This is a genomic window from Arsukibacterium sp. UBA5043 (assembly GCA_002415085.1).
Taxonomy (GTDB): Bacteria; Pseudomonadota; Gammaproteobacteria; order Enterobacterales; family Alteromonadaceae; genus Alishewanella.
Window position 1 is genome coordinate 436,667 of the sequence record DIBV01000001.1, and the last position, 25,792, is coordinate 462,458.

At 49.2% G+C, this 25,792-nt stretch carries 24 protein-coding genes; 21 read left to right on the top strand and 3 right to left on the bottom strand.

Annotated features, from left to right (window positions below):
* Positions 1-60: 60 nt before the first annotated feature.
* A complete protein-coding gene (gene rne, locus B2Q61_RS01985; protein ID WP_290616303.1) occupies positions 61-3,354 on the bottom strand; it encodes a ribonuclease E in 3,294 nt (1,097 codons plus the stop codon).
* Between the two features lie 482 nt (positions 3,355-3,836).
* Here rne and rluC point away from each other — a divergent pair, with 482 nt between their 5' ends.
* On the top strand, positions 3,837-4,790 hold the full coding sequence (gene rluC / locus B2Q61_RS01990) for a 23S rRNA pseudouridine(955/2504/2580) synthase RluC (protein WP_290616301.1): 954 nt from the start codon (positions 3,837-3,839) through the stop codon (positions 4,788-4,790).
* 1 nt (position 4,791) lies between these two features.
* Positions 4,792-5,451 (top strand): HAD-IA family hydrolase, encoded by a 660-nt coding sequence (locus B2Q61_RS01995; protein WP_290616299.1) that lies wholly within the window; start codon positions 4,792-4,794, stop codon positions 5,449-5,451.
* Positions 5,452-5,490: 39 nt separating this feature from the next.
* Here the strand turns inward: B2Q61_RS01995 and B2Q61_RS02000 are convergent, their stop codons facing one another.
* Positions 5,491-6,096: a Maf family protein gene (locus B2Q61_RS02000; RefSeq protein ID WP_290616297.1), complete on the bottom strand. Its 606-nt coding sequence runs from the start codon at positions 6,094-6,096 to the stop codon at positions 5,491-5,493.
* Positions 6,097-6,244: 148 nt separating this feature from the next.
* Between B2Q61_RS02000 and yceD the strand changes: the two genes are divergently transcribed.
* From yceD to prpF, 19 genes are all read left to right on the top strand, one after another.
* Positions 6,245-6,772, top strand: a complete 528-nt coding sequence (yceD, locus tag B2Q61_RS02005; RefSeq protein ID WP_290616295.1) for a 23S rRNA accumulation protein YceD — start codon at positions 6,245-6,247, stop codon at positions 6,770-6,772.
* Between the two features lie 15 nt (positions 6,773-6,787).
* Positions 6,788-6,952, top strand: a complete 165-nt coding sequence (rpmF, locus tag B2Q61_RS02010; protein WP_019675618.1) for a 50S ribosomal protein L32 — start codon at positions 6,788-6,790, stop codon at positions 6,950-6,952.
* Between the two features lie 6 nt (positions 6,953-6,958).
* Positions 6,959-7,999: a phosphate acyltransferase PlsX gene (gene plsX / locus B2Q61_RS02015; protein WP_290616293.1), complete on the top strand. Its 1,041-nt coding sequence runs from the start codon at positions 6,959-6,961 to the stop codon at positions 7,997-7,999.
* 6 nt (positions 8,000-8,005) lie between these two features.
* A complete protein-coding gene (locus B2Q61_RS02020; RefSeq protein ID WP_290616291.1) occupies positions 8,006-8,965 on the top strand; it encodes a beta-ketoacyl-ACP synthase III in 960 nt (319 codons plus the stop codon).
* 34 nt (positions 8,966-8,999) lie between these two features.
* Entirely contained in the window at positions 9,000-9,941 is a 942-nt protein-coding gene (gene fabD / locus B2Q61_RS02025) for an ACP S-malonyltransferase (protein ID WP_290616289.1), read from the top strand.
* A gap of 2 nt (positions 9,942-9,943) precedes the next feature.
* A complete protein-coding gene (gene fabG, locus B2Q61_RS02030) occupies positions 9,944-10,690 on the top strand; it encodes a 3-oxoacyl-ACP reductase FabG (protein ID WP_290616287.1) in 747 nt (248 codons plus the stop codon).
* Positions 10,691-10,817: 127 nt separating this feature from the next.
* A complete protein-coding gene (gene acpP, locus B2Q61_RS02035; protein WP_008223041.1) occupies positions 10,818-11,054 on the top strand; it encodes an acyl carrier protein in 237 nt (78 codons plus the stop codon).
* Positions 11,055-11,134: 80 nt separating this feature from the next.
* On the top strand, positions 11,135-12,373 hold the full coding sequence (gene fabF / locus B2Q61_RS02040; RefSeq protein ID WP_290616282.1) for a beta-ketoacyl-ACP synthase II: 1,239 nt from the start codon (positions 11,135-11,137) through the stop codon (positions 12,371-12,373).
* Positions 12,374-12,470: 97 nt separating this feature from the next.
* Complete coding sequence (pabC, locus tag B2Q61_RS02045; protein WP_290616280.1) at positions 12,471-13,241, top strand: aminodeoxychorismate lyase; 771 nt, start codon at positions 12,471-12,473, stop codon at positions 13,239-13,241.
* Positions 13,235-14,251, top strand: a complete 1,017-nt coding sequence (gene mltG, locus B2Q61_RS02050; protein WP_290616278.1) for an endolytic transglycosylase MltG — start codon at positions 13,235-13,237, stop codon at positions 14,249-14,251. The genes pabC and mltG overlap by 7 nt, the downstream gene beginning before the upstream one ends.
* Positions 14,244-14,885, top strand: coding sequence for a dTMP kinase (tmk, locus tag B2Q61_RS02055; RefSeq protein ID WP_290616276.1), 642 nt, complete (start codon positions 14,244-14,246; stop codon positions 14,883-14,885). Before mltG ends, tmk begins: the two co-directional genes overlap by 8 nt.
* A complete protein-coding gene (holB, locus tag B2Q61_RS02060; RefSeq protein ID WP_290616274.1) occupies positions 14,878-15,801 on the top strand; it encodes a DNA polymerase III subunit delta' in 924 nt (307 codons plus the stop codon). The genes tmk and holB overlap by 8 nt, the downstream gene beginning before the upstream one ends.
* A complete protein-coding gene (locus B2Q61_RS02065) occupies positions 15,789-16,115 on the top strand; it encodes a PilZ domain-containing protein (RefSeq protein ID WP_290616272.1) in 327 nt (108 codons plus the stop codon). Before holB ends, B2Q61_RS02065 begins: the two co-directional genes overlap by 13 nt.
* A 19-nt stretch (positions 16,116-16,134) precedes the next feature.
* Positions 16,135-16,917: a TatD family hydrolase gene (locus tag B2Q61_RS02070; RefSeq protein WP_290616270.1), complete on the top strand. Its 783-nt coding sequence runs from the start codon at positions 16,135-16,137 to the stop codon at positions 16,915-16,917.
* 591 nt (positions 16,918-17,508) lie between these two features.
* Positions 17,509-18,192 (top strand): GntR family transcriptional regulator, encoded by a 684-nt coding sequence (locus B2Q61_RS02075; RefSeq protein ID WP_290616268.1) that lies wholly within the window; start codon positions 17,509-17,511, stop codon positions 18,190-18,192.
* A gap of 1 nt (position 18,193) precedes the next feature.
* Positions 18,194-19,084, top strand: coding sequence for a methylisocitrate lyase (gene prpB / locus B2Q61_RS02080; protein WP_290616266.1), 891 nt, complete (start codon positions 18,194-18,196; stop codon positions 19,082-19,084).
* Positions 19,085-19,134: 50 nt separating this feature from the next.
* Entirely contained in the window at positions 19,135-20,262 is a 1,128-nt protein-coding gene (prpC, locus tag B2Q61_RS02085; RefSeq protein WP_290616264.1) for a bifunctional 2-methylcitrate synthase/citrate synthase, read from the top strand.
* A 5-nt stretch (positions 20,263-20,267) separates the two neighbouring features.
* Entirely contained in the window at positions 20,268-22,868 is a 2,601-nt protein-coding gene (gene acnD, locus B2Q61_RS02090) for a Fe/S-dependent 2-methylisocitrate dehydratase AcnD (RefSeq protein ID WP_290616262.1), read from the top strand.
* 489 nt (positions 22,869-23,357) lie between these two features.
* A complete protein-coding gene (prpF, locus tag B2Q61_RS02095; RefSeq protein ID WP_290616260.1) occupies positions 23,358-24,545 on the top strand; it encodes a 2-methylaconitate cis-trans isomerase PrpF in 1,188 nt (395 codons plus the stop codon).
* 41 nt (positions 24,546-24,586) lie between these two features.
* Here the strand turns inward: prpF and B2Q61_RS02100 are convergent, their stop codons facing one another.
* On the bottom strand, positions 24,587-25,552 hold the full coding sequence (locus B2Q61_RS02100) for an integron integrase (protein ID WP_290616258.1): 966 nt from the start codon (positions 25,550-25,552) through the stop codon (positions 24,587-24,589).
* Between the last annotated feature and the right edge of the window lie 240 nt (positions 25,553-25,792).

Sequence of the window (25,792 nt, forward strand, 5' to 3'; positions counted from 1 at the left end):
GGTTAGGCTGGTTTTATATTCACAGATACAGGTAACGGCCCCCAGACAAGGGGGCTTTTTTTATTCTGCTTTTTCTGGCTTAGTCATTGGCGCACTGGCTGCCTGTCTGGCAAAAGCAGAGCCGGCTGGCCGGGTTGAACTGCTGACAGTCGGGCGCTCTGCGACCGGAGTTGCAGGGGTAACTGTCTCAGTAGCACTGACAGATGCAGACTCCGCTGCGCTAGCAACGGGTTTAGCCATATCGGCCACTACCATATTACCGAAACGGCTTGCTGTTTTGGCCGCAGCGGCTTTAGGTGCTGGTGTTTTCGGTTCAGCTTTTGGCTCGGTCTTCGGTTGAGCCGGTTGAGCCGGTTGCTCGGTAGTAGCCGCCTTTGCCGTTGGCGGAGTAGCCGTACCGTTTTCTGCCGGCGCCAGATTCAATTCAGATTGCTCAGGAGCAACTGCTTTCTGTTTAGCTGCTGCCGCAACGGGTTCAGCTTTTTCTGCTTTAGTTTTCTCCGTGCTTTCAGCGCCTTTATCTGCAGTGGTTTCAGCAGTTTTACGTTTGGCCCGGGGCCGTCCAGGTTTAGCTCTGGCCTTGGCGGGGGCCTTGGGCTTACTGTCGACGTGCTCTTTTTCGTGTTCAGAAGCATCTTCAGCTGCAGTATCAGCAGTCGTGCTAACGTCGCTGGTATCTGCAACATTTTCAACAGCAGGAGTCGGTTCCACTGCAGTTTCCGCTGTGGTTTCTGGCTTGGCTACAGTTGCTGGCACAACCGGGACATCAGTAGCTGTCGTCTCCTGGTTTTCAGTGACAGGCACTTCCGTACCGGCAGCCAGTTCCTGCTGGTCTTTCTTACGTTTCTGGCCAGCAGCACGTAAATGCCGTGGTGAACGGCGGTTGCGGCTGCGAGGTTCAGTACTTTCACCTTCTTCCTGATCTGACGTTTCGCTCACTACTGCTTCTGCAGCCGTTGCTTCAACAGCAGGCGTTACCGCTCCAGAGGTGTTCTCTGTGGCAACTTCAGGTGTTTGGGGTGTTGATGTCGCCACATCGTCGACTTTAGCAGTGCTTACCGCTGTAGTCTGGTTGTCACTGGCAGTTGTATTAATCGCTTCAGCGGTTTGCTCTGCAGTTGCCGGCGTTTGTTGCCCTGTCAGTGCTGTCTCAGCAGATAATTCAGGCGCAGCCGTTGCCGTTTCAGCAGGCTGATTAAGCCGAACTGACTTACGTACATTGCGACGTTGCCGGCGCTCTGCCGCAACACTGCGCTCTTTCGGCTCTTCGCCTTGTTCTGCAGACGCGGCCTCAGCAGCGCGCTCGGTTTGTGGCTTACGGGCGTCTGGCTGGCGGCTGCGTTCCTGCGCAGGGCGCGGAGTACGGTCCTGTTTTACCGGTGCAGCAGCAGTGCTATTAACGCTATCATCTTTATCTACCGCACGGTCTACCTGATCCGGACGACGGCGTTTGTTATTGCGACGACGATTATTGTCATTTTTACTATCAGCACGGCTACTATCACGACCGGTATCACGACCAGAATCACGAGTATTATCCCGACCGGCATCACGCGCGCCATCGCGGTTGTTGCGGCTGGCTCTGCCATCTTCTTTACGGGCAGTATGCTGCTGGCTTGGTGTTTTGCTGTGCTCAACTTTCGGCTCGCTGCCGGTAATTAACCCTTTAAACCATTTGCTCAGCTTACTGAATAAATCAGGTTTAGCATCGGCTACCGGAATACCCGATGCTGGCGCGGGCGCTGAACGGGCAGGGGCTGACTGTGCAATATTAATTGCCGAGACTGCGGGTTTTTCTTTTACTACTTCAACAGAGGGCTGGTAAGGCTTGCTGATCACTTCTGGTGCCTTAACCATATTGTAACTTACGTCATCCAGCTCTTCATCAATGCGGATACGCGATACTTCATAGTTTGGTGTTTCCAGGTGCTCATTAGGAATAATAAAGATCTGGATACCATTACGTTTTTCAATCCGACGTACTGATTCCCGTTTCTCGTTCATTAAATAGGTCGCAACGGATACCGGTACCTGGGCATGGATTTGACTGGTATTGTCTTTAATCGCTTCTTCTTCGATTAAGCGCAAAATTGACAATGCTGAGCTCTCTGTACCACGAATGGTGCCACGGCCATGACAGCGTGGGCAAACATGGCCTGCAGATTCACCCAGAGACGGACGTAAGCGTTGCCGTGACATTTCCAGTAAGCCAAAGCGGGAGATGCGACCAATTTGTACCCGGGCCCGATCGTGTTTAACCGCATCTTTCAGACGGTTTTCCACTTCACGCTGATGCCGTACCGGCGTCATATCAATAAAGTCGATAACAATTAAGCCACCCAAGTCGCGCAGGCGTAACTGACGGGCAATTTCATCTGCCGCTTCCAGGTTAGTATTAAAAGCGGTTTCTTCGATATCACCGCCTTTAGTTGCCTTTGACGAGTTAATGTCAATTGCAGTAAGCGCTTCGGTGCCGTCGATAACGATAGAGCCACCTGACGGCAACCTGACTTCACGGCGAAAGGCTGTTTCTATCTGGGTTTCAATCTGATAGTGCATAAACAGCGGTACTTCGCCGTCATACATTTTTACCCGATGGGCAAAATCTGGCCGGAATTGTTGAATATAGACTTTGGCTTCTTCAAAGATTTTCGGGTTGTCGATCAGGATTTCACCAACGTCACGGCGCAGGTAATCGCGGATGGCGCGAAATACCACATTACTTTCCTGGTGAATAAGGAATGGTGACGGACGTTTAGCGGCTTCTTCGGTGATCGCAGACCAATGTTTTAACAGCGCTTTTAAATCGTAATCCAGCTCTTCGTACGATTTTCCTACCCCGGCTGTACGGACAATTAAACCCATACCATCAGGCATTTCCAACTGGCCTAGTGAGTCTTTCAGATCCTGACGTTCATCACCTTCTATCCGGCGGGAAATACCACCAGCGCGTGGATTATTTGGCATTAGTACCAGATAAGAACCGGCCAGACTAATAAAGGTGGTTAACGCCGCCCCTTTCTGGCCGCGCTCTTCTTTATCGATCTGAATAATAACTTCCTGGCCTTCTTTAACCACCTCTTTAATATTAGGGCGGCCATCAAAGCTATAACCTTTAGGGAAATACTCGCGGGAAATTTCTTTTAACGGTAAAAAACCATGGCGGTCAGCACCGTAATCAACAAATGCAGCTTCCAGGCTGGGTTCAACCCGGGTAATTTTGCCTTTGTAAATATTCGCTTTTTTTTGTTCATGACCCGGGCTTTCTATGTCCAGGTCATACAATTTTTGGCCATCGACCAAAGCAACGCGGATTTCTTCTTCCTGCGTGGCATTTATTAACATTCTTTTCATTGTTGGGTGACTCTATTATGCAGCCACAACGCAACCTTACTGGGCACCTGGGTGTTCAGATGTTATCAGGCATCAAATAATGCAATCTCCCGACTGGGATGCCTGAGGGAACCAAATTGTCACTATTTACAGTATAGTTATCTGTTTTCGTTTGAATCTGAAACACACCGCCGTTCGGCGTTGCGTTATAGCAAATTATTCTTGTTGCTCAGGTTACTGGAAACTGTGTTTTGCCGTTATTGGTAACAGATTACGCAACATCACCTCAGGCAAATGGCTTATTTAAACGCCGGGGCTATAAAAACGTTGGTTTTCACCAAGATTTCGGTATGATCACATCCCCTGACGGTGCCGCACAATTTCTCTTATGTCACTTTGAGCGCCCTAATTGCCACATTTTGGCATAATTAGCCGGATGATTATCCCACTAATATGCGTCGGATAGCAACTTAAAAGTAATTTTAGCAGAGTATTTAAAGCACATGGCAGATGAAATCAAATTACCAATACAAATGATTGAAATAGAAGATGATTTTATCGGTCAGCGAATAGACAATTTTTTGCTGGCACGCTTGAGAGGGGTGCCCAAAAGTGTCATTTACCGCGTTTTGCGAAAAGGTGAGGTGCGAGTTAATAAAAAACGCGTCAAACCTGAGTATAAGTTACAGCAGGCGGATATCGTCCGGGTGCCACCGTTAACTGTTGCCGCAGAGCCGGATAGAGTGTCAGTAAAGTTAACTTTGGTCAGCGAACTGGAAAGTCATATTCTGTTTGAGGACAGCGACCTGATCGTACTTAACAAGCCTTCAGGCATGGCAGTGCATGGCGGCAGTGGTTTGCAGTTCGGCGTTATTGAAGCGATGCGAGCCTTACGCCCGCAAGCGAAACTGCTGGAACTCGTGCACCGGCTGGACCGCGATACGTCCGGCTGTTTACTCATTGCCAAAAAGCGCTCGGTACTTACGCATTTACATGCCCAGTTACGTGATAAAACCGTTGAGAAAAAATATTGGGCACTGGTCAGTGGTGACTGGGACAATAAAGTGCGTAAAGTGACCGATGCGCTTAGAAAAAATACCCTGCAGTCGGGCGAACGGGTGGTTAAAGTTGACGAGGTTAATGGGAAACCGTCAGAAACCCGCTTTCGAATTTTGCAGCGTTATCAGGAAGGCACTCTGGTGGAAGCTTTTCCGGTTACCGGTCGGACGCATCAAATTCGGGTGCATACTGCCTGCAAAGGACATCCTATCGCCTGTGACGACAAGTACGGCGACAACGCCTTTAGTAGTCAGATGCAGCAGCTAGGACTAAACCGGTTGTTTTTGCATGCCAAAAGCCTCAGTTTTACCCACCCGAACAGTTTGACGACGATGCGGATTGAGGCACCACTTGATGTGCAGCTGGAAAGCGCGATGACCAGATTAACGAGAAAGTAGTATGACCCAGCAGAATAATAGCAACGTCGACCTGGTGATATTTGACTGGGATGGTACGGTAATGGACTCCATTGGTCGCATCGTATCTTCGATGCAGGCTGCCGCTGGTTTAACGGGGCTCGTTGTGCCAAGCAGTTACGCCGTTAAGCAAATTATTGGTTTAAGTCTGGATCCGGCATTCGCTGTGCTTTTTCCCGACACGAATACCACGCAGCGCGCTCAGCTGTTTGAGCATTACCGCGATCATTACACGATTTACGATACGACGCCGACACCATTATTTGCCGGAGTAGAGCAGGTATTAAAGGCGCTGGCTGAACAAAATATCTTGCTGGCCGTTGCCACGGGCAAGGCCAGAAAAGGCCTGGACCGGATGTTTGCGGAAACCGGGCTGGCTGACTATTTTGTTACCAGTCGCTGCGCTGATGAGGCACAGTCGAAACCGCACCCGGATATGCTATTGCAGATAAGTCAGCAGTTAGACATTAAACCTGCCAACGCTATTATGGTCGGAGACACCAGCCATGATATGAAAATGGCTCAGTCGATTGCGATGCCAAGAGTAGGGGTAACCCATGGCGTGCATGGGGCGGAAGTGTTAAGTCAATTTCAGCCCAAAGCGATAATTGACGATTTACCTTCGTTGCTGTCACATATATAGCTGTCACATATATAGCGCTGCGTCCGGACTGCTGGCTGCTCAATAGCCAGCAGTTAATAAGTCGACGCCTTCATTTCGTAGCAGTTGCAATAGCTTGATTAGCGGCAGACCAATCAGACTGTTGGGATCGTCGCCCCGTAATGCACTGAATAAACTGATACCTAAGCCTTCACTCTTAAAACTTCCGGCGCAGTCCAGAGGCTGCTCTCGTGCGACATACGCTGCAATCTCCTGTTCGTTAAGGATACGAAAACTTACGGTAAAAGGCTCAACAATAAGCTGGCATTGAGCCGTTGTTGCGTTAATCAGGGCCAGACCGGTTAAAAACGTCACACTGTGGCCACTAAACTGACTCAACTGGGCGATGGCATTGTCCACGGTATGTGGTTTGCCGATAATCTGACCATTAAACACGGCTACCTGATCAGAACCAATCACCAACCCTTCGCTTAGCGTGTTTGCCACGGCTTGTGCCTTTGCTCTTGCCAGTCGGCGGACCAGCGCCGTTGCATCTTCGCCAGAAAACGGCGTTTCGTCTGTTTCAGGTTTGACTGCGGTAAAGTGTGGCGTTAACTTCGCCAGTAATTGCCGTCGATATACCGAGGTAGAGGCCAGATAAAGCGCGGGCAGCGCAGATTGATTCATAAAACCTTCAATGCAGACGATTAAAACGCTATTATGCCAACTCAATACGTGTTGTACAAAGGACGGTTTTTAAGCGGGCAATAAAAAGCAGAAAAAACTATGGGATCCCTTTGACAGCAGGGGTTGGGTTCTATATGATGCGCGCCTTATGCAAAAAGTGAAAATACCTGTTACGCTTGATCCGGTTAAAGCTGCCCAGAAACGGTCGGTGTTTGACGGCATAGTGCTGCTGCAAACCTTAACCCGGTTAACAGAGAGCCTGGTTGAAAAGCAAGGTGAAGTGGCAGTAAGAATTGAATGCGGTACCGATGAGCAGGGCCTGGCTGTATTACACGGCGAGGCGGCATGTCAGGTTGCTGTATGTTGTGAACGTTGTGGCGAGCCGATGCAGCTGGTGTTAGACAGCAAGTTTGTCTACACCCCGGTGAAAGGTGATGATGATGCAGCGCTGGCATTAATACCAGAGCGATATGATGTTGTCGTCCGCAATGAGCATGGCGAAATAAATTTACGGCAGTTGGTTGAGGATGAACTTATTCTGGCATTACCACTGTTTCCGATGCATGATGCAGCAGCTTGCCATATTAGCGCTGATGCGATGAGCTTCGGAGATATAGGGCCAGAACCAGAAAAACCAAACCCCTTTGCCATACTGCAAGAACTGAAAAAAAAGTGATTTAGGAGAAATACCATGGCTGTTCAGCAAAACAAAAAATCTCGTGCACGTCGTGACATGCGCCGTTCACACGATGCATTAACTGGCCCTACGCTGTCAGTTGATTCAACTACCGGTGAAACGCATCGTCGTCACCACATTACTGCCGATGGTTTTTACAAAGGTCGTAAAGTAAAGTAAGCCTGGATGCACCTGGTGCAGCCAATAAAGATTAAACTTGCTTTAGATATGATGGGGGGCGATCATGGCCCCCTTACTACTATTGCTGCCGCCCTGGCAGCGATTGCTGAGTTCCCCCAGCTAGATCTGGTGTTGTGCGGCGACACCGAGATGTTGCAACAACAATTGCGTTTCCATAACAGTTTTCCTCACCCCCGACTTAGCCTGGTTGCCAGTAATCACGATGTTGGCATGGCCGACAAGCCATCGGTTGCCCTTCGCAGCAAACGAGAATCATCAATGCGCAAAGCGCTCGATTTAGTCGAGCAGGGCGAAGTGCAAGCCTGTGTCAGTGCCGGTAATACCGGAGCACTGATTGCGATGGCGCATTATGTATTGAAAATGCTAAACGGTGTCGAACGCCCGGCGTTGATCAGTGGTTTACCCAGTTGTCAGGGCAACCCGGTTTATATGCTGGATTTAGGCGCCACGGTTAATTGTGATGCAGATACTTTATTTCAATTTGCCGTGATGGGCGCGGTTATGGCCGAAGAGGTGGTGGGTATTCGCCATCCTAAGGTGGCATTGCTGAACATGGGCGAAGAGGAGATCAAAGGCTCTGATCAAATTAAGCGGGCGTCGCAATTGCTAACCCACTGTAACGACATTAACTATATTGGCTATATCGAAGGCGATGATATTTTTTCGGGTAAAGCCGACGTTATTGTCTGCGATGGATTTGTCGGCAATGTGGCGTTAAAAACCTGCGAAGGTGTGGCCAAGCTGATATTGCGCCGCTTTGAAACCAGTTTGCGTCAGCGGGTCAGTGCTCAATTTTTCAGCTGGCTGCTGAAACCTTTCATAAAAAGTCTTTATCAGGGGGTGAACCCCGACCACTATAATGGCGCAAGTCTGATAGGATTGCGCGGAATTGTAGTGAAAAGTCACGGAAATGCGACAAAAGACGCATTTTTAAGTGCCATCCGACAAGCAGTGCGCGAGGTTGAACGCCAGGTGCCTGCTAAAATTAAAGATCGGCTGGAACACGTATTAATTGATAAAGCATAGGTTCGCATGTACTCACGCATTATTGGCACCGGGAGTTATTTCCCGTCACAAGTTCGCACCAACGCAGATTTGGAAACCATGGTGGAAACCACCGATGAATGGATTATCGAGCGAACCGGAATAAAAGAGCGACGGATTATCGGGGCTGATGAGTCGGTTGCCACCATGGGCGCGCAGGCGGCATTAAAAGCGATAGAGGCCGCAGGGGTAGATAAAAACAGCATTGATATGATTATCTGTGCGACCACCAGCGCGTCGCGGGCCTTACCCAGCGCTGCCTGTGAAATTCAACGTGAACTAGCTATACCTGTGATTCCCGCATTTGATATTGCTGCGGCTTGTGCCGGCTTTTGCTACGGCTTAAGCGTGGCTGATCAGTATATAAAAACCGGTATGGCGAAACGCATAATGGTCATCGGTTCAGACTGTTTATCGCAGTTAGTCAGCCCGGAAGACCGTTCAATGGTGATTTTATTTGGTGATGCTGCAGGCGCAGTACTGCTCGAAGCGTCTGAACAGCCGGGTATTCTGTCAACTCATATTCACGCCGAGGGCAAATATTCAGAATTATTATATGTTGATAATCCTATCCGGGGTAACGAGAGCTCAGTTCATACGTCATGGGGCAGTATGAAGGGTAATGACGTATTTAAAGTGGCCGTTACCAAGTTATCGCAGGTCGTTGAACAAACGCTCAGTGCCAATAATATGGATAAATCAGAAATAGACTGGCTGGTACCGCATCAGGCAAACTTGCGAATTATCTCGGCGGTGGCCCGTAAACTGGATATGTCGATGGATCAGGTGGTGATTAACCTGGATCGTTATGGCAATACCTCTGCCGCAACCGTGCCGACAGCGCTGGATGAAGCAATCCGCGACGGCCGGATTAAACGTGGCCAGACCCTACTGTTGGAAGCCTTCGGCGGTGGATTTGCCTGGGCATCTGCGCTGGTTCGTTACTGATTTTTCGTTACCGTTTAAACATGCAGGACAAAAAATGACTCAAAAACTTGCAATCGTATTTCCCGGGCAGGGTTCACAAAGCGTGGGTATGCTTGGCGATCTTTATCAGCATGATAGTGTCAAAGCCACCTTTGCCGAGGCCTCTGCCGCGCTGGGTTATGACTTATGGTCACTGACGGCTAATGGTCCGGAAGCGGATTTAAATGAAACACATCGCACACAACCGGCACTTCTCACTGCATCAGTCGCTATCTGGCGCCTGTGGCAACAACAAGGTGGTGCTATGCCGGTATATCTGGCGGGTCATTCTCTGGGCGAATACTCGGCCTTGGTTTGTGCGCAAGTGTTAAGCCTTGGCACGGCGGTGAAGCTGGTTGAACAACGTGGGCACTATATGCAACAGGCGGTGCCGGCCGGGGTTGGCGCTATGTCTGCCATTATTGGCCTGGATGATGTTGCCATTACCAAAGCCTGCGCCGAAGCGGCACAGGGTGAAATCGTCGCGCCGGTAAATTATAATTCGCCGGGCCAGGTTGTCATCGCTGGCCATAAAGCTGCGGTAGAACGGGCTGGTGAGCTGTGTAAAGCAGCCGGTGCCAAACGGGCTTTGCCGTTGCCGGTAAGTGTTCCTTCACATTGCGCCCTGATGCGCCCGGCTGCAGAACAACTGGCTACGGATTTAGCGGCACTGACTTTTAATACCCCGCAATTACCGGTGATAAACAACGTTGATGTCAGTATTGCTATTGACAGTGCCGCCGTAAAAGAGGCACTGGTTCGTCAGTTGTACAGCCCGGTTCGCTGGACCGAAACCATTCAATGGCTGGCCAGTCAGGGCGTGACTGACGTGATTGAGATAGGCGCTGGCAAGGTACTAAGTGGCCTGGTTAAACGTATTGATAAAAATCTTAATACCAGTTCGGTGAATGATCAGGCGTCGCTGCAGTCTGCGTTAACTCAGCTTACACAGGAATAATTATGACAAATTTACTTTCATTAGAGGGCAAAGTTGCTTTGGTAACGGGAGCCAGTCGTGGTATTGGCAAAGCTATTGCAGAGCAATTAGCCGCCTTGGGAGCAAAAGTAGTGGGTACCGCTACTTCGGAAAAAGGCGCGGCCGCTATTTCGGCTTATCTGGCCGATAAAGGCCAGGGGCTGGTGTTAAACGTTACTGACCCTGAGTCAATTGAACATTGTTTAACCGAAATCAAAAACCAGTTTGGCGAAATTGATATTTTGATTAATAATGCTGGTATTACCCGCGACAATTTATTAATGCGGATGAAAGACGACGAGTGGTTTGACATTATTCAGACTAACCTGACATCGGTATTCCGGTTAAGCAAAGCAGTGTTGCGTAGTATGATGAAAAAGCGTTATGGTCGCATTGTTACTATTGGCTCCGTGGTGGGTTCAATGGGTAATGCCGGCCAAACTAACTATGCGGCGGCTAAAGCGGGGGTGTTAGGTTTTACCAAGTCGTTGGCACGCGAAGTGGCATCACGCGGTATTACGGTTAATGCCGTTTCGCCGGGTTTTATTGATACAGATATGACTAAAGAGCTGTCTGACGAGCAAAAAGAAGCTATTTTTTCTCAGGTGCCGGCCAATCGGCTGGGGCAGCCAGAAGAGATTGCAGCGACAGTTGCTTTTTTAGTTTCAGCACCGGCAGCCTATATTACTGGTGAAACAATTCACGTTAACGGCGGGATGTATATGCTCTGAGCAGAGCAGGTTTGACCAGCAAAAAATGCTGGTAAGCATGCTTGCAACAATTGCAGCTTACGCATAAACTAGCGCCACACAAAATTGCACGAATTGTTGCGATTTATATGAGAAAAAGGAAGAAAAGATGAGCAACATCGAAGAACGCGTTAAAAAAATTATCATTGAGCAACTGGGTGTTAAAGAAGACGAAGTAAAGAACGAAGCGTCTTTCGTTGATGACTTAGGTGCCGACTCACTGGATACTGTTGAGCTGGTAATGGCGCTGGAAGAAGAATTCGATACTGAAATCCCTGACGAAGAAGCAGAGAAAATCACTACTGTACAGTCGGCGATTGACTACATTAAAGCCCACGCTGAGTAAGCGAAAAGCTTGTAAAACGGGTAGCTTAGCTACCCGTTTTCGTTTCAAGACAGATAAAATTTGCTAAGACGGAGGACACGATGGCAAAACGTCGTGTGGTAGTGACTGGTCTGGGAATGTTAACGCCACTGGGCAATGACGTAACCAGTAGCTGGCAGGCTATGCAGCAAGCCAAGAGTGGCATTGGTTTTATTGAGCATTTCGATACCAGTGCATACACTACGAAGTTTGCAGGGTTGGTAAAAAATTTCGATATTGAACCTTATTTTCCGGCCAAAGAAGCCAAGAAAATGGATTTATTTATTCAATATGGTGTTGCGGCCGGTATTCAGGCATTTCGTGACTCCGGATTGGAAATCTCCGAACAGAATGCGCCACGAATTGGTGTAGCTATTGGTTCTGGCATCGGTGGCCTGGGGTTAATTGAAGAAAATCATACCAAACTGATAAACAGCGGCCCTAAACGATTGTCGCCGTTTTTTGTTCCCTCGACCATTATTAATATGATTGCGGGTCATCTGTCCATCAACCTTGGGTTGCAGGGACCGAATATCAGTATTGTTACCGCTTGTACTACCGGGGTACACAATATTGGTCAGGCGGCCAGGATGATTGCCTACGGTGATGCCGATGCAATGATAGCGGGTGGTGCAGAAAAAGCCTCTACGCCACTTGGCATGGGTGGTTTTGGTGCGGCGAGGGCATTGTCTACCCGTAATGATGCACCAGAGCAAGCCAGTCGTCCCTGGGATAAAGACCGTGATGGTTTTGTGTTAGGTGATGGTGCGGGTGTTATGGTGGTTGAAGAATACGAGCATGCAAAAGCCCGCGGTGCAAAAATTTATGCTGAACTGGTTGGTTTTGGCATGAGCGGTGATGCCTATCACATGACCTCACCACCAGAAAGTGGCACCGGTGCGGCGTTATCAATGAAAAATGCCTTGAATGATGCCGGAGTAAACCCGGATCAGGTGCAGTATATTAATGCGCATGGTACCTCAACCCCAGCGGGTGATATTGCTGAAACCATGGCGATTAAATCAGTTTTTGGTGCTAAACCACAAAACCTGATGGTCAGTTCATCCAAATCAATGATGGGGCACTTGCTTGGCGCTGCCGGCTCGGTAGAGTCAATTATCACCGTATTGTCCTTGCAGGATCAGCTGGTGACGCCGACCATTAATCTGGATAACCCCAGCGAAGGCTGTGATCTGGATTATGTTCCTCATACCGCTCGCCAGGCAAAGCTTGAGTTTGCTCTTTGCAATTCATTCGGTTTTGGTGGTACCAACGGTTCTATCTTGTTTAAACGGATATAACCCCCTGGTATCGACATCAAAGGCTGCCGCGGCAGCCTTTGTTTTATCTGCAAATTAAGGCATACTCGGCTTTATTTACCTGTTGTTATAGCGCTACGTGACCAACATTATCAATCCGAATGATCGCTGCTTTTTATACGGTGATGGTTTTTTCAGTACTATCCGGGTCACCGATGGTGTTGCTGAGCTATGGCCACTGCATCTGAGTCGATTACAATATACCGCTGAACAGTTGGCGATTAAAATTGCTGACTGGGATCTGATCAGCAGCGCAGTCCTGAACGCTATCGCGGCGCAGAATACGGATAACGCAGTATTAAAAATCCAAATCTCGCGCGGCTCTGGTAATCGAGGCTACAGCCCGGCAGGGATCGCGCCGGCCAGTATTTATATCAGTATGAGTACGCTGCCTGATTATAGTCGCTGGCAGCAGCGTGGGGTAACGCTGGCATTAGCTGAACTGCAGCTGGCGGTGCAACCACTTCTGGCCGGATTGAAACATTGTAATCGTCTGGAGCAGGTATTGTTAAAGCAGCAAGCAATAAGCCGTGGGGTTGATGATCTGCTGGTGTGTGATCAGCAAGGCTATGTCACTGAAGCTATTGCGGCAAACCTGTTTTTGCATCGTCAAGGCCACTGGTATACGCCAGAGCTAAAGCGTGCTGGTGTTGCCGGCGTCATGCGCAGCTATGTGCTCAGCCGCGATCCTGACATTGAACAGGTTAACTGGCGACTGCCTGAGCTGAATAAGGTCGATGCGATGGTGCTTACTAACGCGTTGATGGGTGCGGTACCGGTGCAATCATACAATAAGCAGCCGCTTGATCTGGCGCTGGCTAAAACCTGGTGTAATAAGCTTTTATGCTAAAAAAAATGTTTGTTGTTTTGTTAATAGCCGTTGTGGCTGTGGTGGTGTTGCTAAGCGTTGCAATTAAACAGCTGGAGCAACGACCTGTACAATTGGCCCAACCCTATTTTAACCTGCAAGCGGGCAGCAGTGCCCGCAGCCTCTGTCAGCAATGGCTGGTTCAAGGGCAGCTAAAGGCATACGACTGCTATCTGCTCCGATTGTATTTAAAATGGCAGCCTGAACTGGCGCAGTTACGACAGGGCACTTATCGTACGCCAGCAGATGCCACTTTATTGTCGTTGTTGCGTTTATTTGCCAGTGGCGAGGTAGCCCAGTTCAGTCTGACGTTTATTGAGGGTGAAACGGTACAACAGGCGCTACTCCGATTGCAGGCGGCTGAGCACTTACAACAGGATATCAGTAGTACCCGGCAGATGCTGGCACTACTAAGCTGGCCTGCTGACTGGGGCGCCCCGCCACAGCACCCGGAAGGGCTGTTATTTGCCGACACGTATTTTTATACGGCAAATAGTACTGCCAGCGAATTGGTAGAACGGGCTCAGCAAGCCATGTTGCGCCAGCTTGAACTCGCCTGGCAGCAGCGACAGGGCGCTCTACCGCTGCAAAATCGCTATCAATTGCTGATCATGGCATCGTTGATTGAAAAAGAGAGCGGTTTGCTGGCTGAAAAATCACTGGTGAGCTCGGTATTTGTTAACCGCTTAAACCACAATATGCGGCTGCAAACAGATCCAACTGTAATTTATGGTTTAACCAACTATGCGGGCCGGATAACGTATGCTGATTTACGTAACCCTCACCCTTACAACACCTACCGCCATCATGGCTTACCGCCTGGGCCGATTTCGCTGGTCGGAGCCAGCGCCTTGCAGGCGGCAGCACAGCCCGATAACAGTGATTATTTTTATTTTGTCAGCCGCGGCGATGGCTCACATGTATTTTCAGTGACCCTGGAGCAACATAATGCTGCAGTAAGGAAGTATATTTTGGGAAAGAAAGATGACTAATCCCGGTCGGTTTATTGTCGTAGAAGGGCTGGAAGGGGCAGGTAAAAGCAGCGCGATAGCGACTATCCGCAGCTGGTTGTTGCAACGTCAGCTAACGGTGGTGTGTACCCGCGAACCCGGCGGCACGCCACTGGCAGAACAATTGCGCACTCTGGTAAAACAGGTGGATAACACTGAGATACTCGCGCCACAAACCGAGTTGCTGCTGATGTATGCTGCCCGGGTGCAATTGCTGACCAACGTTATCCGGCCCGCGCTTGGCCGTGGTGACTGGGTGCTGGCTGACCGGCATGATATGTCATCCCGCGCTTATCAAGGAGGCGGCCGGCAGTTGGACGAACAACTTATTAATAATCTTCGCAATACGGTTCTGGGCAATACCCGGCCGGATCTGACCCTGTATCTGGATATCGATCCGGCAATAGGCTTAAGCCGCGCGGCGGCACGCGGTGAACTGGACCGGATAGAGCAGGAACAACTGGCCTTTTTTATCAGAACCCGGCAAAAATACCGGCAAATAGCGGCAACAGAGCCCGATATTATTACCATTGATGCCAGTCAGCCGCTGGCTGAAGTGCAGCAAGCCATTACTGCGGCATTGCAAAACCATTTTGCCGGGCATGCAGATGACTGAGCTTTATCCATGGTTGTTACCACCGTTTCAGCAAATGCAGGCACTAACAGAAAATGGTCAGCTGGCTCATGCCCTGGTGCTTACCGGGGCGGCCGGTATTGGCAAAAACGCCCTGGCCAATGCGCTGGCCGCGTTGCTGTTATGCAAAAATCGCCAGCCGCAGGGCGCTTGCGGTGCGTGCAAAAGCTGTTTATTGCGCCAGGCCGGTAATCACGCCGATTTGCTGGTTTTGCAAAGCGAGACCCAGCATATCGGGGTGGATGCAATACGCCAGCTTAACCAGTTTACCTATAGCGCAGCGCAGCAGCAGGGATACCGGGTGGTGATTATTCCGGGTGCTGACAGTATGACTGAGGCGGCAGCTAACGCCTTACTTAAAACATTAGAAGAACCTCCTGCAGGTTGCTTTATTGTTCTGGTCACCAGCACTTATTCGCAGTTATCAGCGACCATTCGCAGCCGTTGTCAGCGCTGGCAATTGAACGCCGGTAGGGCAACAGATTTGGAACAATGGCTTAGCAGGCAAAGCCGCCAGCCAATCCCGCCAGAATTGCTCGACTATTGTCAGGGCTCACCCTTAAAAGCGCTCCGTCTGCTGGCCAATGAACAAGCAGATAGTCTGAGCAAGATGCTGACCATACTGGACGACTATTTTGCTGGCAAATTACTGTTGTCAGCTACAGTAAAACAACTGGACGGTAACGCAGAATTAAGTGGTATGCTGGGCTTTTATTTGCGGCAACGTCTGGCTCAGCCGTTAGATTTTTTACGCCAGCAAACAGTTTTAGCGGTTTATCAGCGCTGGTGTCGTGACGCGACCCGGATAATAGGGCAAAATAGCGCCTTAGCGTTAACCGGTTTATTAACTGAATTAAAACCTTTATTGCAACATCAGGAGGCAAAATGGAAGAGCTGACTCTGGGCTTTAGCGATAATAAAGAGTTATATCGCTGCTATATGCCCTTTTTCAAAAATGGTGGTTTGTTTGTCCGCTCTGCCCGGCAATATAAAATGGGCCAGTCGCTGGCGCTTAGCGTCACCTTACCCGACGCGCTTGAACCGATGGTTGTCACCGGCAAAGTGGCCTGGGTTGCACCGCATGGTTCGCAAAGCGCCAATCCTGCCGGTATCGGGGTTGCTTTTATTGATGATAAAGCCAATTTATCAGGCAAAATTGAGAAGTTGATTGGCGGTATGCAAAATAGTACCGACCCTACGTATACGATGTAATTGATGTTAAGAGGTTGTTTTGTTTGTAGATTCGCATTGTCACCTGGATAGGTTAGAACTGGATAAACTTGGCCTTAGCCTGGCGCAGGTTATTGATGCTGCGCTGGCGCGCCAGATTGAGCATATGTTGTGTGTGTCAGTCAGTCTTGCTGAGTTCTCTGATATGGCCGCCAAAGTGGCAGCCTATCCTCAGGTATCGGTATCTTGTGGTGAGCATCCGTTGCATCAAACCGGTACGGTAGATCCGCAGCAGTTACTTTCGCTATGTCAGTTAGCTAAGGTGGTTGCTGTGGGCGAAACCGGCCTGGACTATTTTTATGCACCAGAATCTAAACTGGCTCAGCAGCAAGCGTTTGTAAGTCATATCGAAGTTGCGCGCGAGGTCAATAAGCCCTTAATCATTCATACCCGGGATGCCCGCAGTGATACCATTGCGTTACTAAAGTCGCACCAGGCAGATCAGGCGGGTGGGGTATTGCACTGCTTCACCGAAAGCTATGACATGGCCAGAGCCGCACTTGACCTTGGTTTTTACATTTCAATTTCCGGCATTATGACCTTTCGTAATGCTGATGAGCTTCGGGCAGTGGTGAAAAAACTGCCAATGGACCGGTTGTTAATTGAAACAGATTCACCTTACCTGGCACCGGTACCTTATCGTGGCAAAACTAACCAGCCTGCTTATGTCACTGCAGTTGCTGAGGCAATTAGCGAGTTGCGGGGTATCAGTGTCGATAGTCTGGCTGAGCAAACCACAGCGAATTTTTACCGTTTATTTAATTTATGTAATAAAGCCGCCTAGTATTGCCATCGCTTTGCAATATTACAGCCATGTTATTGTTTTAATTTAATTATTTTAAATAGATAGGGTTAGCCGCTGCAGATAAAAGAAGCCCAGAACCAATCCGAATTGTTCTGGGCCTAGGGGAATGGCTCATAGGGAATGAGCCGTGCGCTATCGAAAAATCGTTGCTAACAAGTTGCCAATCAAAGTAAGGAAGAGTGTAGTAAAGCTAATTCACTTTTTCCTGTTATCTGTTGCCGCTCTTTTCTGGTTATCTGTAAAGTTACCCACCGGTTCTACCCAGCTTATGCCCAGCTTATCCCCTGATTTGTGCCGCGGCATCGCATTTTTGCAGTCTTTGTCCTTAAATGGGGGCAAATTTTTTTTATAAAAAATTGATATAAAAACTAATTTTAAACAAAAAAAAAGTCTAAAAAATAATCTGTAAAAACGTAATTTTATCCAGCCAATTTAATTATCAACCTGATATACCTGTTCTATGTTACTGCTACTTTAGGCGCATATTGTCGACAATCTATCTGGTTTTGGCTTGACATAGCAGTTAAACAAGCTTAAAAAGAGACCATTATTTATTTATGTCGACAATTCATGCATCAACCTCATCCAGCTTTGCGACAGCCGGTTACGGCGGCCGACCGGGTATTACTGGAAATACAACGTGCCATTGTTGAAGGTGATATCGCGCCTGGCAGCAAAATAAGTGAGCCCGAGCTGGCGCGGCGCTTTGATTTAAGCCGGGCTCCGCTACGTGAAGCGCTGGCCCGCTTGGAGCGGTGTCATTTAATTGAACGCATTCCTAACGCTGGTGCCAGAGTCGTTACCTTGTCGACAAAGGGGCTGTTGGCGCTATATCAGCTGCGCGAAAACCTGGAAGGGCTGGCCTGTAAGCTGGCAGCGGAGCATATGACTGAGGCAGAGATCAGTGAAGTGCGCCAATTGCTGGATCAACATTTATCTTCGCAACGGGTACGGGAAGGCGAAAGCTATTATCAGGAAGCCGGAGATCTTGATTTTCATTACCGGGTGATCCTGGGTAGTAAAAACAGTTATCTTATCAACATATTATGTGACGAGCTGTACTACCTGGTAAGAATGTACCGGGTTCAGCTCGGTATGAATGGGCCACGGGTTTCCCGTGCGTTTGACGAACATAAAGCTATTATTAATGCCATTGCTAACCGTGACGGTGAGCTGGCCGACTTACTTATGCGTCGCCATATTGCAGCATCGCGACGAAATATCGAACAACAACTTGAACAAATGGGAACCTGATATGGCTAATACTCTTTCAGCGGGCGCTAAGTTTCGTGCCGCTATCACTGCTAACCAACCCTTACAAATTGTCGGCACCATTAACGCATACACCGCAATGATGGCGGAGCGTTGTGGTCATCAGGCGATATACTTATCCGGGGCAGGAGTGGCGAATGCCTCATTTGGGTTGCCGGATTTAGGCATGACCTCGTTAAATGATGTATGTGAAGATATTCGCCGTATCACCGCAGCCAGCAATCTGCCGCTGTTAGTTGACGCTGACACTGGTTGGGGCGGTGCGTTTAACATTGCCCGTACCGTAAAAGAAATGAGTCGTGCCGGCGCAGCAGGTTTTCATATTGAAGATCAAGTCGCCCAAAAACGCTGCGGTCACCGGCCTAATAAAGAAATTGTCAGTTTAAATGAAATGGTCGACCGGGTTAAGGCCAGTGTTGATGCACGGGATGATGAAAGTTTTTTTATTATGGCTCGAACTGACGCGCTGGCGCAGCAAGGTATAGATGCTGCCCTGGAACGGGCACTGGCCTGCGAAGCTGCTGGCGCAGATGCTATATTTGCCGAAGCCGTGCATACCCTGGAGCAATACCATCAGTTTACTAACGCGTTAAAAATTCCGGTGCTGGCCAATATTACCGAGTTTGGCCAGACCCCACTGTTTAACAAAGCCGAGTTGGCTGGTGTCGGGGTGGCGATGGTGTTGTACCCGCTAAGTGCGTTTCGGGCCATGAATAAAGCGGCGTTAAATGTCTATCAGTCTATTCTGGATAATGGTGATCAGAAAGCCGTTATAGAGACTATGCAAACCCGCGCTGAGTTATATGATTTTTTAAATTATCACAGCTTTGAGCAAAAACTTGACGCGCTGTTTACCGACGGTAAAAACAAGTAAGCCAGCCGTGGACAGTTAACAGATTAAATAGCAAAGAATTGGAGTAGAAAATGGCAAATGCAAAACAATTATCAGGCGCAGGCTTACGCGGCCAGGTTGCGGGTAAAACCGCGTTATCAACCGTGGGTAAAACCGGTTCAGGCCTGACGTATCGTGGTTATGATGTTAAAGATTTAGCGGCAAGCTGCGAATTCGATGAAGTGGCGTTTTTAATTTTAAAAGGCGAGTTACCAAATAAGGCTGAGCTTGCACAATATAAAACGAAACTAAAAAGCATGCGCGCGCTGCCACAGGCATTAAAAGACGTGCTGGAACGGATCCCGGCATCTGCTCATCCGATGGATGTGATGCGCACAGGTTGCTCTATGCTGGGTAATCTGGAAACTGAACAGCGTTTTGCCGAGCAGCAGGATATTACCGACCGAATGCTGGCGGTGTTCCCGGGTATGGTTAACTACTGGTACAACTTCAGCCATCACAACAAGAAAGTTGATGTAGAAACGGATGCCAATTCAACTGCTGAGCAGTTTTTATGGACCTTGCATGATGTTAAGCCGACAGCGTTGCATACCCAGGTAATGGAAGCGTCGCTGATTTTATATGCTGAGCATGAGTTTAACGCTTCTACCTTTACGGCCCGGGTATGTGCTTCTACCCTTAGCGATATGCATTCTTGTATTACCGGCGCTATTGGTTCGTTACGCGGCCCGCTGCATGGCGGCGCCAACGAAGCAGCGATGGAACTAATTGAAAACATGAAAAACCCGGATGACGCTGAGCAAAAGCTGCTGGGTATGCTGGAACGCAAAGAAAAAATTATGGGCTTTGGTCATGCAGTGTATGCTGAGTCTGATCCACGCAATGCGGTTATCAAACAATGGTCAGAAAAGTTGGCTAAGGCTAATGGTGATACGCGGTTATATGACGTATCAGAGCGTTGTGAAGCGGTAATGTGGCGCGAGAAGAAGCTGTTTTGTAATGCTGACTTTTTCCATGCCTCTGCCTACAACTACATGGATATCCCCACTAAGTTGTTTACGCCAATTTTTGTTTGCAGCCGTTTAACCGGCTGGGCAGCACATGTCATGGAGCAGCGCGCAGATAACCGGATTATCCGGCCAAGTGCTGACTATGTAGGCGTAGAGCCGCGCAGCGTTAAACCAATTAATGAACGGTAATAGCAATGAATAACGACTATCGTAAAAAACTGCCCGGCACAGAGCTGGAGTATTTTGATACTCAGGCCGCGGTCGATGCTATAGAACCCGGCGCATACGCCAAATTGCCTTATACCTCACGCGTTTTTGCTGAAAATTTAGTACGGCGTTGCGATAAAGCCACCCTGACTGATTCGTTAAAACAATTTATCTACCGCAAAAACGACTTAGATTTTCCGTGGTATCCGGCCCGGGTAGTCTGCCATGATATTCTGGGCCAGACCGCGTTAGTGGATTTAGCCGGCCTGCGCGATGCAATTGCGGAACAGGGAGGCGATCCGGCTAAAGTTAACCCGGTGGTACCAACGCAGTTAATTGTCGATCACTCCTTAGCGGTAGAGCATGCCGGTTTTGAGAAAGACGCGTTTGAGAAAAACCGCAGTATTGAAGATCGGCGCAACGATGATCGGTTTCACTTTATTAACTGGACCAAAAAAGCTTTTAAAAATGTCGATGTTATCCCACCGGGTAACGGCATTATGCACCAGATTAATCTTGAGCGGATGTCGCCGGTAGTGCATTCGCTGGATGGTGTGGCATTTCCTGATACGCTCGTGGGTACTGACAGCCATACCCCGCATGTTGATGCACTGGGCGTTATTGCCATCGGCGTTGGCGGCCTGGAAGCAGAAAGCGTGATGCTTGGTCGTGCCAGCTGGATGCGCCTGCCTGATATTATTGGTGTTGAACTAACCGGCAAAGCGCAGCCTGGCATCATGGCCACCGATATTGTGCTGGCATTAACTGAGTTTTTACGCAAGCAAAAAGTGGTATCGAGCTATCTGGAGTTTTATGGCGAAGGTGCCCGCAGCTTAAGTCTGGGTGACAGAGCCACCATCTCCAATATGACGCCGGAATACGGCGCCACCGCCGCCATGTTCTATATTGATCAGCAAACGCTGGACTATTTAACCCTGACAGGCCGCGAAGCCAAACAAGTTCAGCTGGTTGAAACCTATGCTAAAACAGCAGGTTTATGGGCAGATAGCCTGGAAACGGCAGAATACGAGCGGGTGCTGAAGTTTGATTTATCCAGCGTTGGCCGCACCATGGCCGGGCCATCGAACCCGCATGCGCGCCTGGCAACCAGTGAGTTAACCAGCCGCGGTATCGCCGGTAAATACGAGCTGGAAGAGGGCAAAATGCCCGATGGCGCGGTTATTATTGCCGCCATTACCAGTTGTACCAATACTTCAAATCCACGCAATGTTATTGCCGCGGGCCTGTTAGCCCGCAATGCTAATGCCAAGGGCTTAACCCGCAAGCCGTGGGTTAAAACCTCACTGGCACCTGGCTCAAAAGCAGTGCAGTTATATCTGGAAGAAGGCGCATTGCTGCCTGAGCTTGAGCAATTAGGCTTTGGTATTGTTGGTTTTGCCTGTACAACCTGCAACGGCATGAGCGGTGCGCTGGATCCGGTGATTCAAAAAGAAGTGATTGAACGTGATTTATACGCCACCGCGGTGTTATCCGGTAACCGGAATTTTGACGGCCGTATTCATCCTTATGCCAAGCAGGCCTTTTTGGCCTCGCCAGCTTTAGTTGTTGCTTACGCGATTGCCGGGACTATCCGCTTTGATATTGAAAAAGATATTCTCGGATACGACGACAAAGGTAACGCTATTACCTTAAAAGATATCTGGCCGGACGATGTCGAAATTGACGCTATGGTAGCTAAAAGCGTTAAACCCGAGCAATTCAGGCGGGTATATGAGCCGATGTTTAACGTTGCGGTTGATTATGGCGAACAAATTAGTCCGCTATATAACTGGCGGCCCCAAAGCACCTATATTCGCCGGCCGCCGTACTGGGAAACTGAAGGTGAGGGCGCCATTGCCGGTGAACGCAGCTTAAGCGGTATGCGGCCTTTGGCGGTGTTGGGGGATAATATTACTACCGACCATTTATCGCCGTCTAACGCCATTATGCTCGACAGTGCTGCGGGTGAATACCTGCATAAAATGGGTGTTCCTGAGGAAGATTTTAACTCTTACGCCACCCACCGTGGTGATCACTTAACCGCGCAGCGGGCCACCTTTGCTAACCCGAAGCTGATTAATGAAATGGCCGTGGTTGATGGCAAAGTGCAGCAAGGTTCGTTAACCCGGCTGGAGCCAGAGGGTAAAGTTGTACGCATGTGGGAAGCGATTGAAACCTATATGCAGCGCAAGCAGCCATTGATCATCATCGCTGGTGCTGATTATGGCCAGGGTTCATCACGCGACTGGGCAGCGAAAGGTGTGCGCTTAGCCGGGGTTGAAGCCATTGCTGCAGAAGGTTTTGAGCGTATTCATCGAACCAATTTAATTGGCATGGGCGTATTGCCGCTGGAGTTTAAACCGGGCACTACCCGTGAAACTCTTAAGCTTGATGGCACTGAAACCTATGACGTTACAGGCGAGCGCAAGCCGCGGGCCGAGCTTAGCCTGGTTATTCACCGGGCCAACGGCGAAACGCTGCAGGTGCCGGTAACTTGCCGCCTGGATACCGGCGAAGAGTTGTCGATTTACGAAGCCGGTGGTGTACTGCAGCGCTTTGCCCAGGACTTTTTGCAAGGGTCTGTTTAACTGTAACAGATAGCCATAGCCCTTTTGGGGCTTCGGTTGCAACTCCCCGAAAAGCTCGCCACAGCAACTCTCTCGCTGCTGGCGCGCTCGTTCAGACACTCTGTGTCGACTTTTCCGGGATTCCAACCTTCGCTATCAAGTTAAGCTGACATCGACAAGGGAGGGCCGATGCCTCTTTCTGCTCATCACAGAGTGTCTGAGCCCTGCCGTAGGCATTAGGGCGAGTTGCTGTGATGAGCAGAAAGAGGTTGTCGGCCCGGACTAAGCAAATTTCGTAATAAGAGATCAGTACTTATGTCTGCACCACAAATTAAAATCCCCGCAACTTATATGCGTGGCGGTAAAATTTTTTACCGGAGAAAGCTGCTCCTGCAGTTTTCTCCTTTCACTGCGGAAAAATGCGATTTTTCCTTGCTCGCAGGCACTAATGTGCCTGGCGGTAGTTCCCTCTACCGCAGAGGTTCCGCTTTTTTCGCTGTAGGAGGTTAAATGTTTGCACCACAGATAAAAATTCCAGCCACTTATATGCGGGGCGGCACCTCTAAAGGGGTGTTTTTTAAACTCGATGATTTACCAGAAGCGGCGCAGAAGCCGGGCTCAGCCCGCGACAAACTATTGTTGCGGGTTATCGGCAGTCCCGATCCTTATGGCAAACATACCGATGGTATGGGCGGCGCCACATCCAGCACCAGCAAGGCGGTTATTTTAAGCAAAAGCAGCAAGGCCGACCATGATGTGCATTATATTTTCGGCCAGATAGCGATAGACAAGCCCTTTATCGACTGGAGTGGTAACTGCGGTAATCTAAGTGCTGCGGTGGGCTCATTTGCCATTAGTAACGGTTTGGTTGCCAACGATCGCATTCCACAAAATGGTATCTGTACCGTGCGGATCTGGCAGGGTAATATTGGCAAAACCATTATCGCCCATGTACCTATCACTAATGGTGAAGTGCAGGAAACCGGCGACTTTGTGTTAGATGGTGTGACATTTCCGGCCGCTGAAGTACAAATTGAATTTGTAAATCCAGCCGCTGACGCAGGAGAGGGGGGTGGCGCCATGTTCCCCACCGGCAACGTGGTCGACGAGCTGGATGTGCCAGGTATTGGCAGTATTAAAGCAACCCTGATTAACGCCGGGATCCCGACTATCTTTATTAACGCGGCAGATATTGGTTATCACGGTACCGAATTACAAGATGCGATAAATGGCGATGCGGCTGCCTTACAACGTTTTGAAACCATTCGGGCCTATGGGGCGCTGAAAATGGGTTTAATTAATGAAGTTGAGCAAGCGAGCGTGCGCCAGCACACGCCAAAAGTAGCCTTTGTCGCCCCACCACAGGAGTATAAATCATCCAGTGGCAAAACCGTGCCGGCTACAGATATCGACTTACTGGTAAGAGCGTTATCAATGGGTAAACTGCATCACGCCATGATGGGCACTGCTGCAGTAGCCATTGGCACCGCTGCTGCTATTCCTGGCACGTTAGTTAACCTGGCCGCTGGCGGTGAAGCACGCGAAGCCGTGCGGTTTGGCCATCCGTCAGGGACGTTAAAAGTGGGCGCCGCTGCAGAAAAAGTCGATGGCGAATGGACCGTGACCAAGGCGATTATGAGCCGCAGTGCACGGGTGCTGATGGAAGGCTGGGTACGCGTACCGGGTGATTACTTCTAGTCAGAAACCACCTTTTGAACAGGGCGCTGCGGCGCCCTTTTTTATAGCAGTTGTGATAGGGGGCTTTTAACGCCACTGGCACCATGTTTCAGGACATGGGTATATATTTGGGTGGTGCGTACATCTGTATGACCGAGTTGCTCTTGCACGGTGCGGATATCCATACCGGCTTGCAGCAAATGCGTAGCAAAGGAATGGCGAAGCGTATGGCAGGTTACATTTTTCTTAATTTTAGCCTGTCGAGCCGCCAATTTAACGGAACGCCGGACAGTAGTTTCATCAATATGATGTCGCCGTAGCAGTTTAGATTCCGGATCAACACTTAACTGGCTCGATGGAAACAAGTACTGCCAGCCAAGGTCTTTAGGAGCTGCCGGATATTTTCGGGCAAGAGCAAAAGGCAGCCATACACCGGCATATTGCGGGTTCTGGAAGTCAGCCTGAAAATACTGCTCAACGTGATGGATTTGGATATGTAAAACAGGAACCAACTCTGCTGCCAGCGTAACCCGACGGTTTTTATTACCTTTGCCCTGCCACACCATTACTGACAAATAGTCAAAATCAATATCTTGCACCCGAAGTCGTACTGCTTCCATCAGGCGTAAACCACTGCCGTACAATAGTTGGGCTATCAATTTGTATTTTGGATCTATCACTAACAGAATTTGTTGTATTTCGGCTTTGGTTAATACCACTGGCAACTTTTGGGCTATGCGGGCTTTATTAAAATTCAGCTGCAAAGACAGCGGTCGCTGAACAATATGTTTATACAGAAAACTCAACGCATTCAGCGCCGTTGCTTGCGTTTTTACTGCAACACTGCGTTGGTTTGATAGAAAAGACAAAAACTGTTCAACTTCCAGATCGCCCAGTACATTAGGATGCTGTTTGTTGTTGTGCAATATATAAAACCTGATCCAATACAGGTAGGTATCAATAGTCCGCTTGGCATAGCGGCGGGTTCTCATAAAGTCGGCGATATATTCCAGAAATGGGGATGCCATGGCGTCACCTTTGTAGTGTTTATTTATACAGTAGTATGGCCTGAGTAAAATATCCACCAACTTGCGGGCACAATGCCTGCTTTTAGTTAATTTTATTAACAGTGGTAAACAGAAAGTTGTTGATAACCGGTGTTTTTCGGGTTAGTTTTGGGAAATTAAAATTTTCGAGAATGCAACTTGCTGGCGCGACTCGCGGGCATAGTGCCTTCTATTAAATTGTTCTGTCTCGCCGGAAGCTCG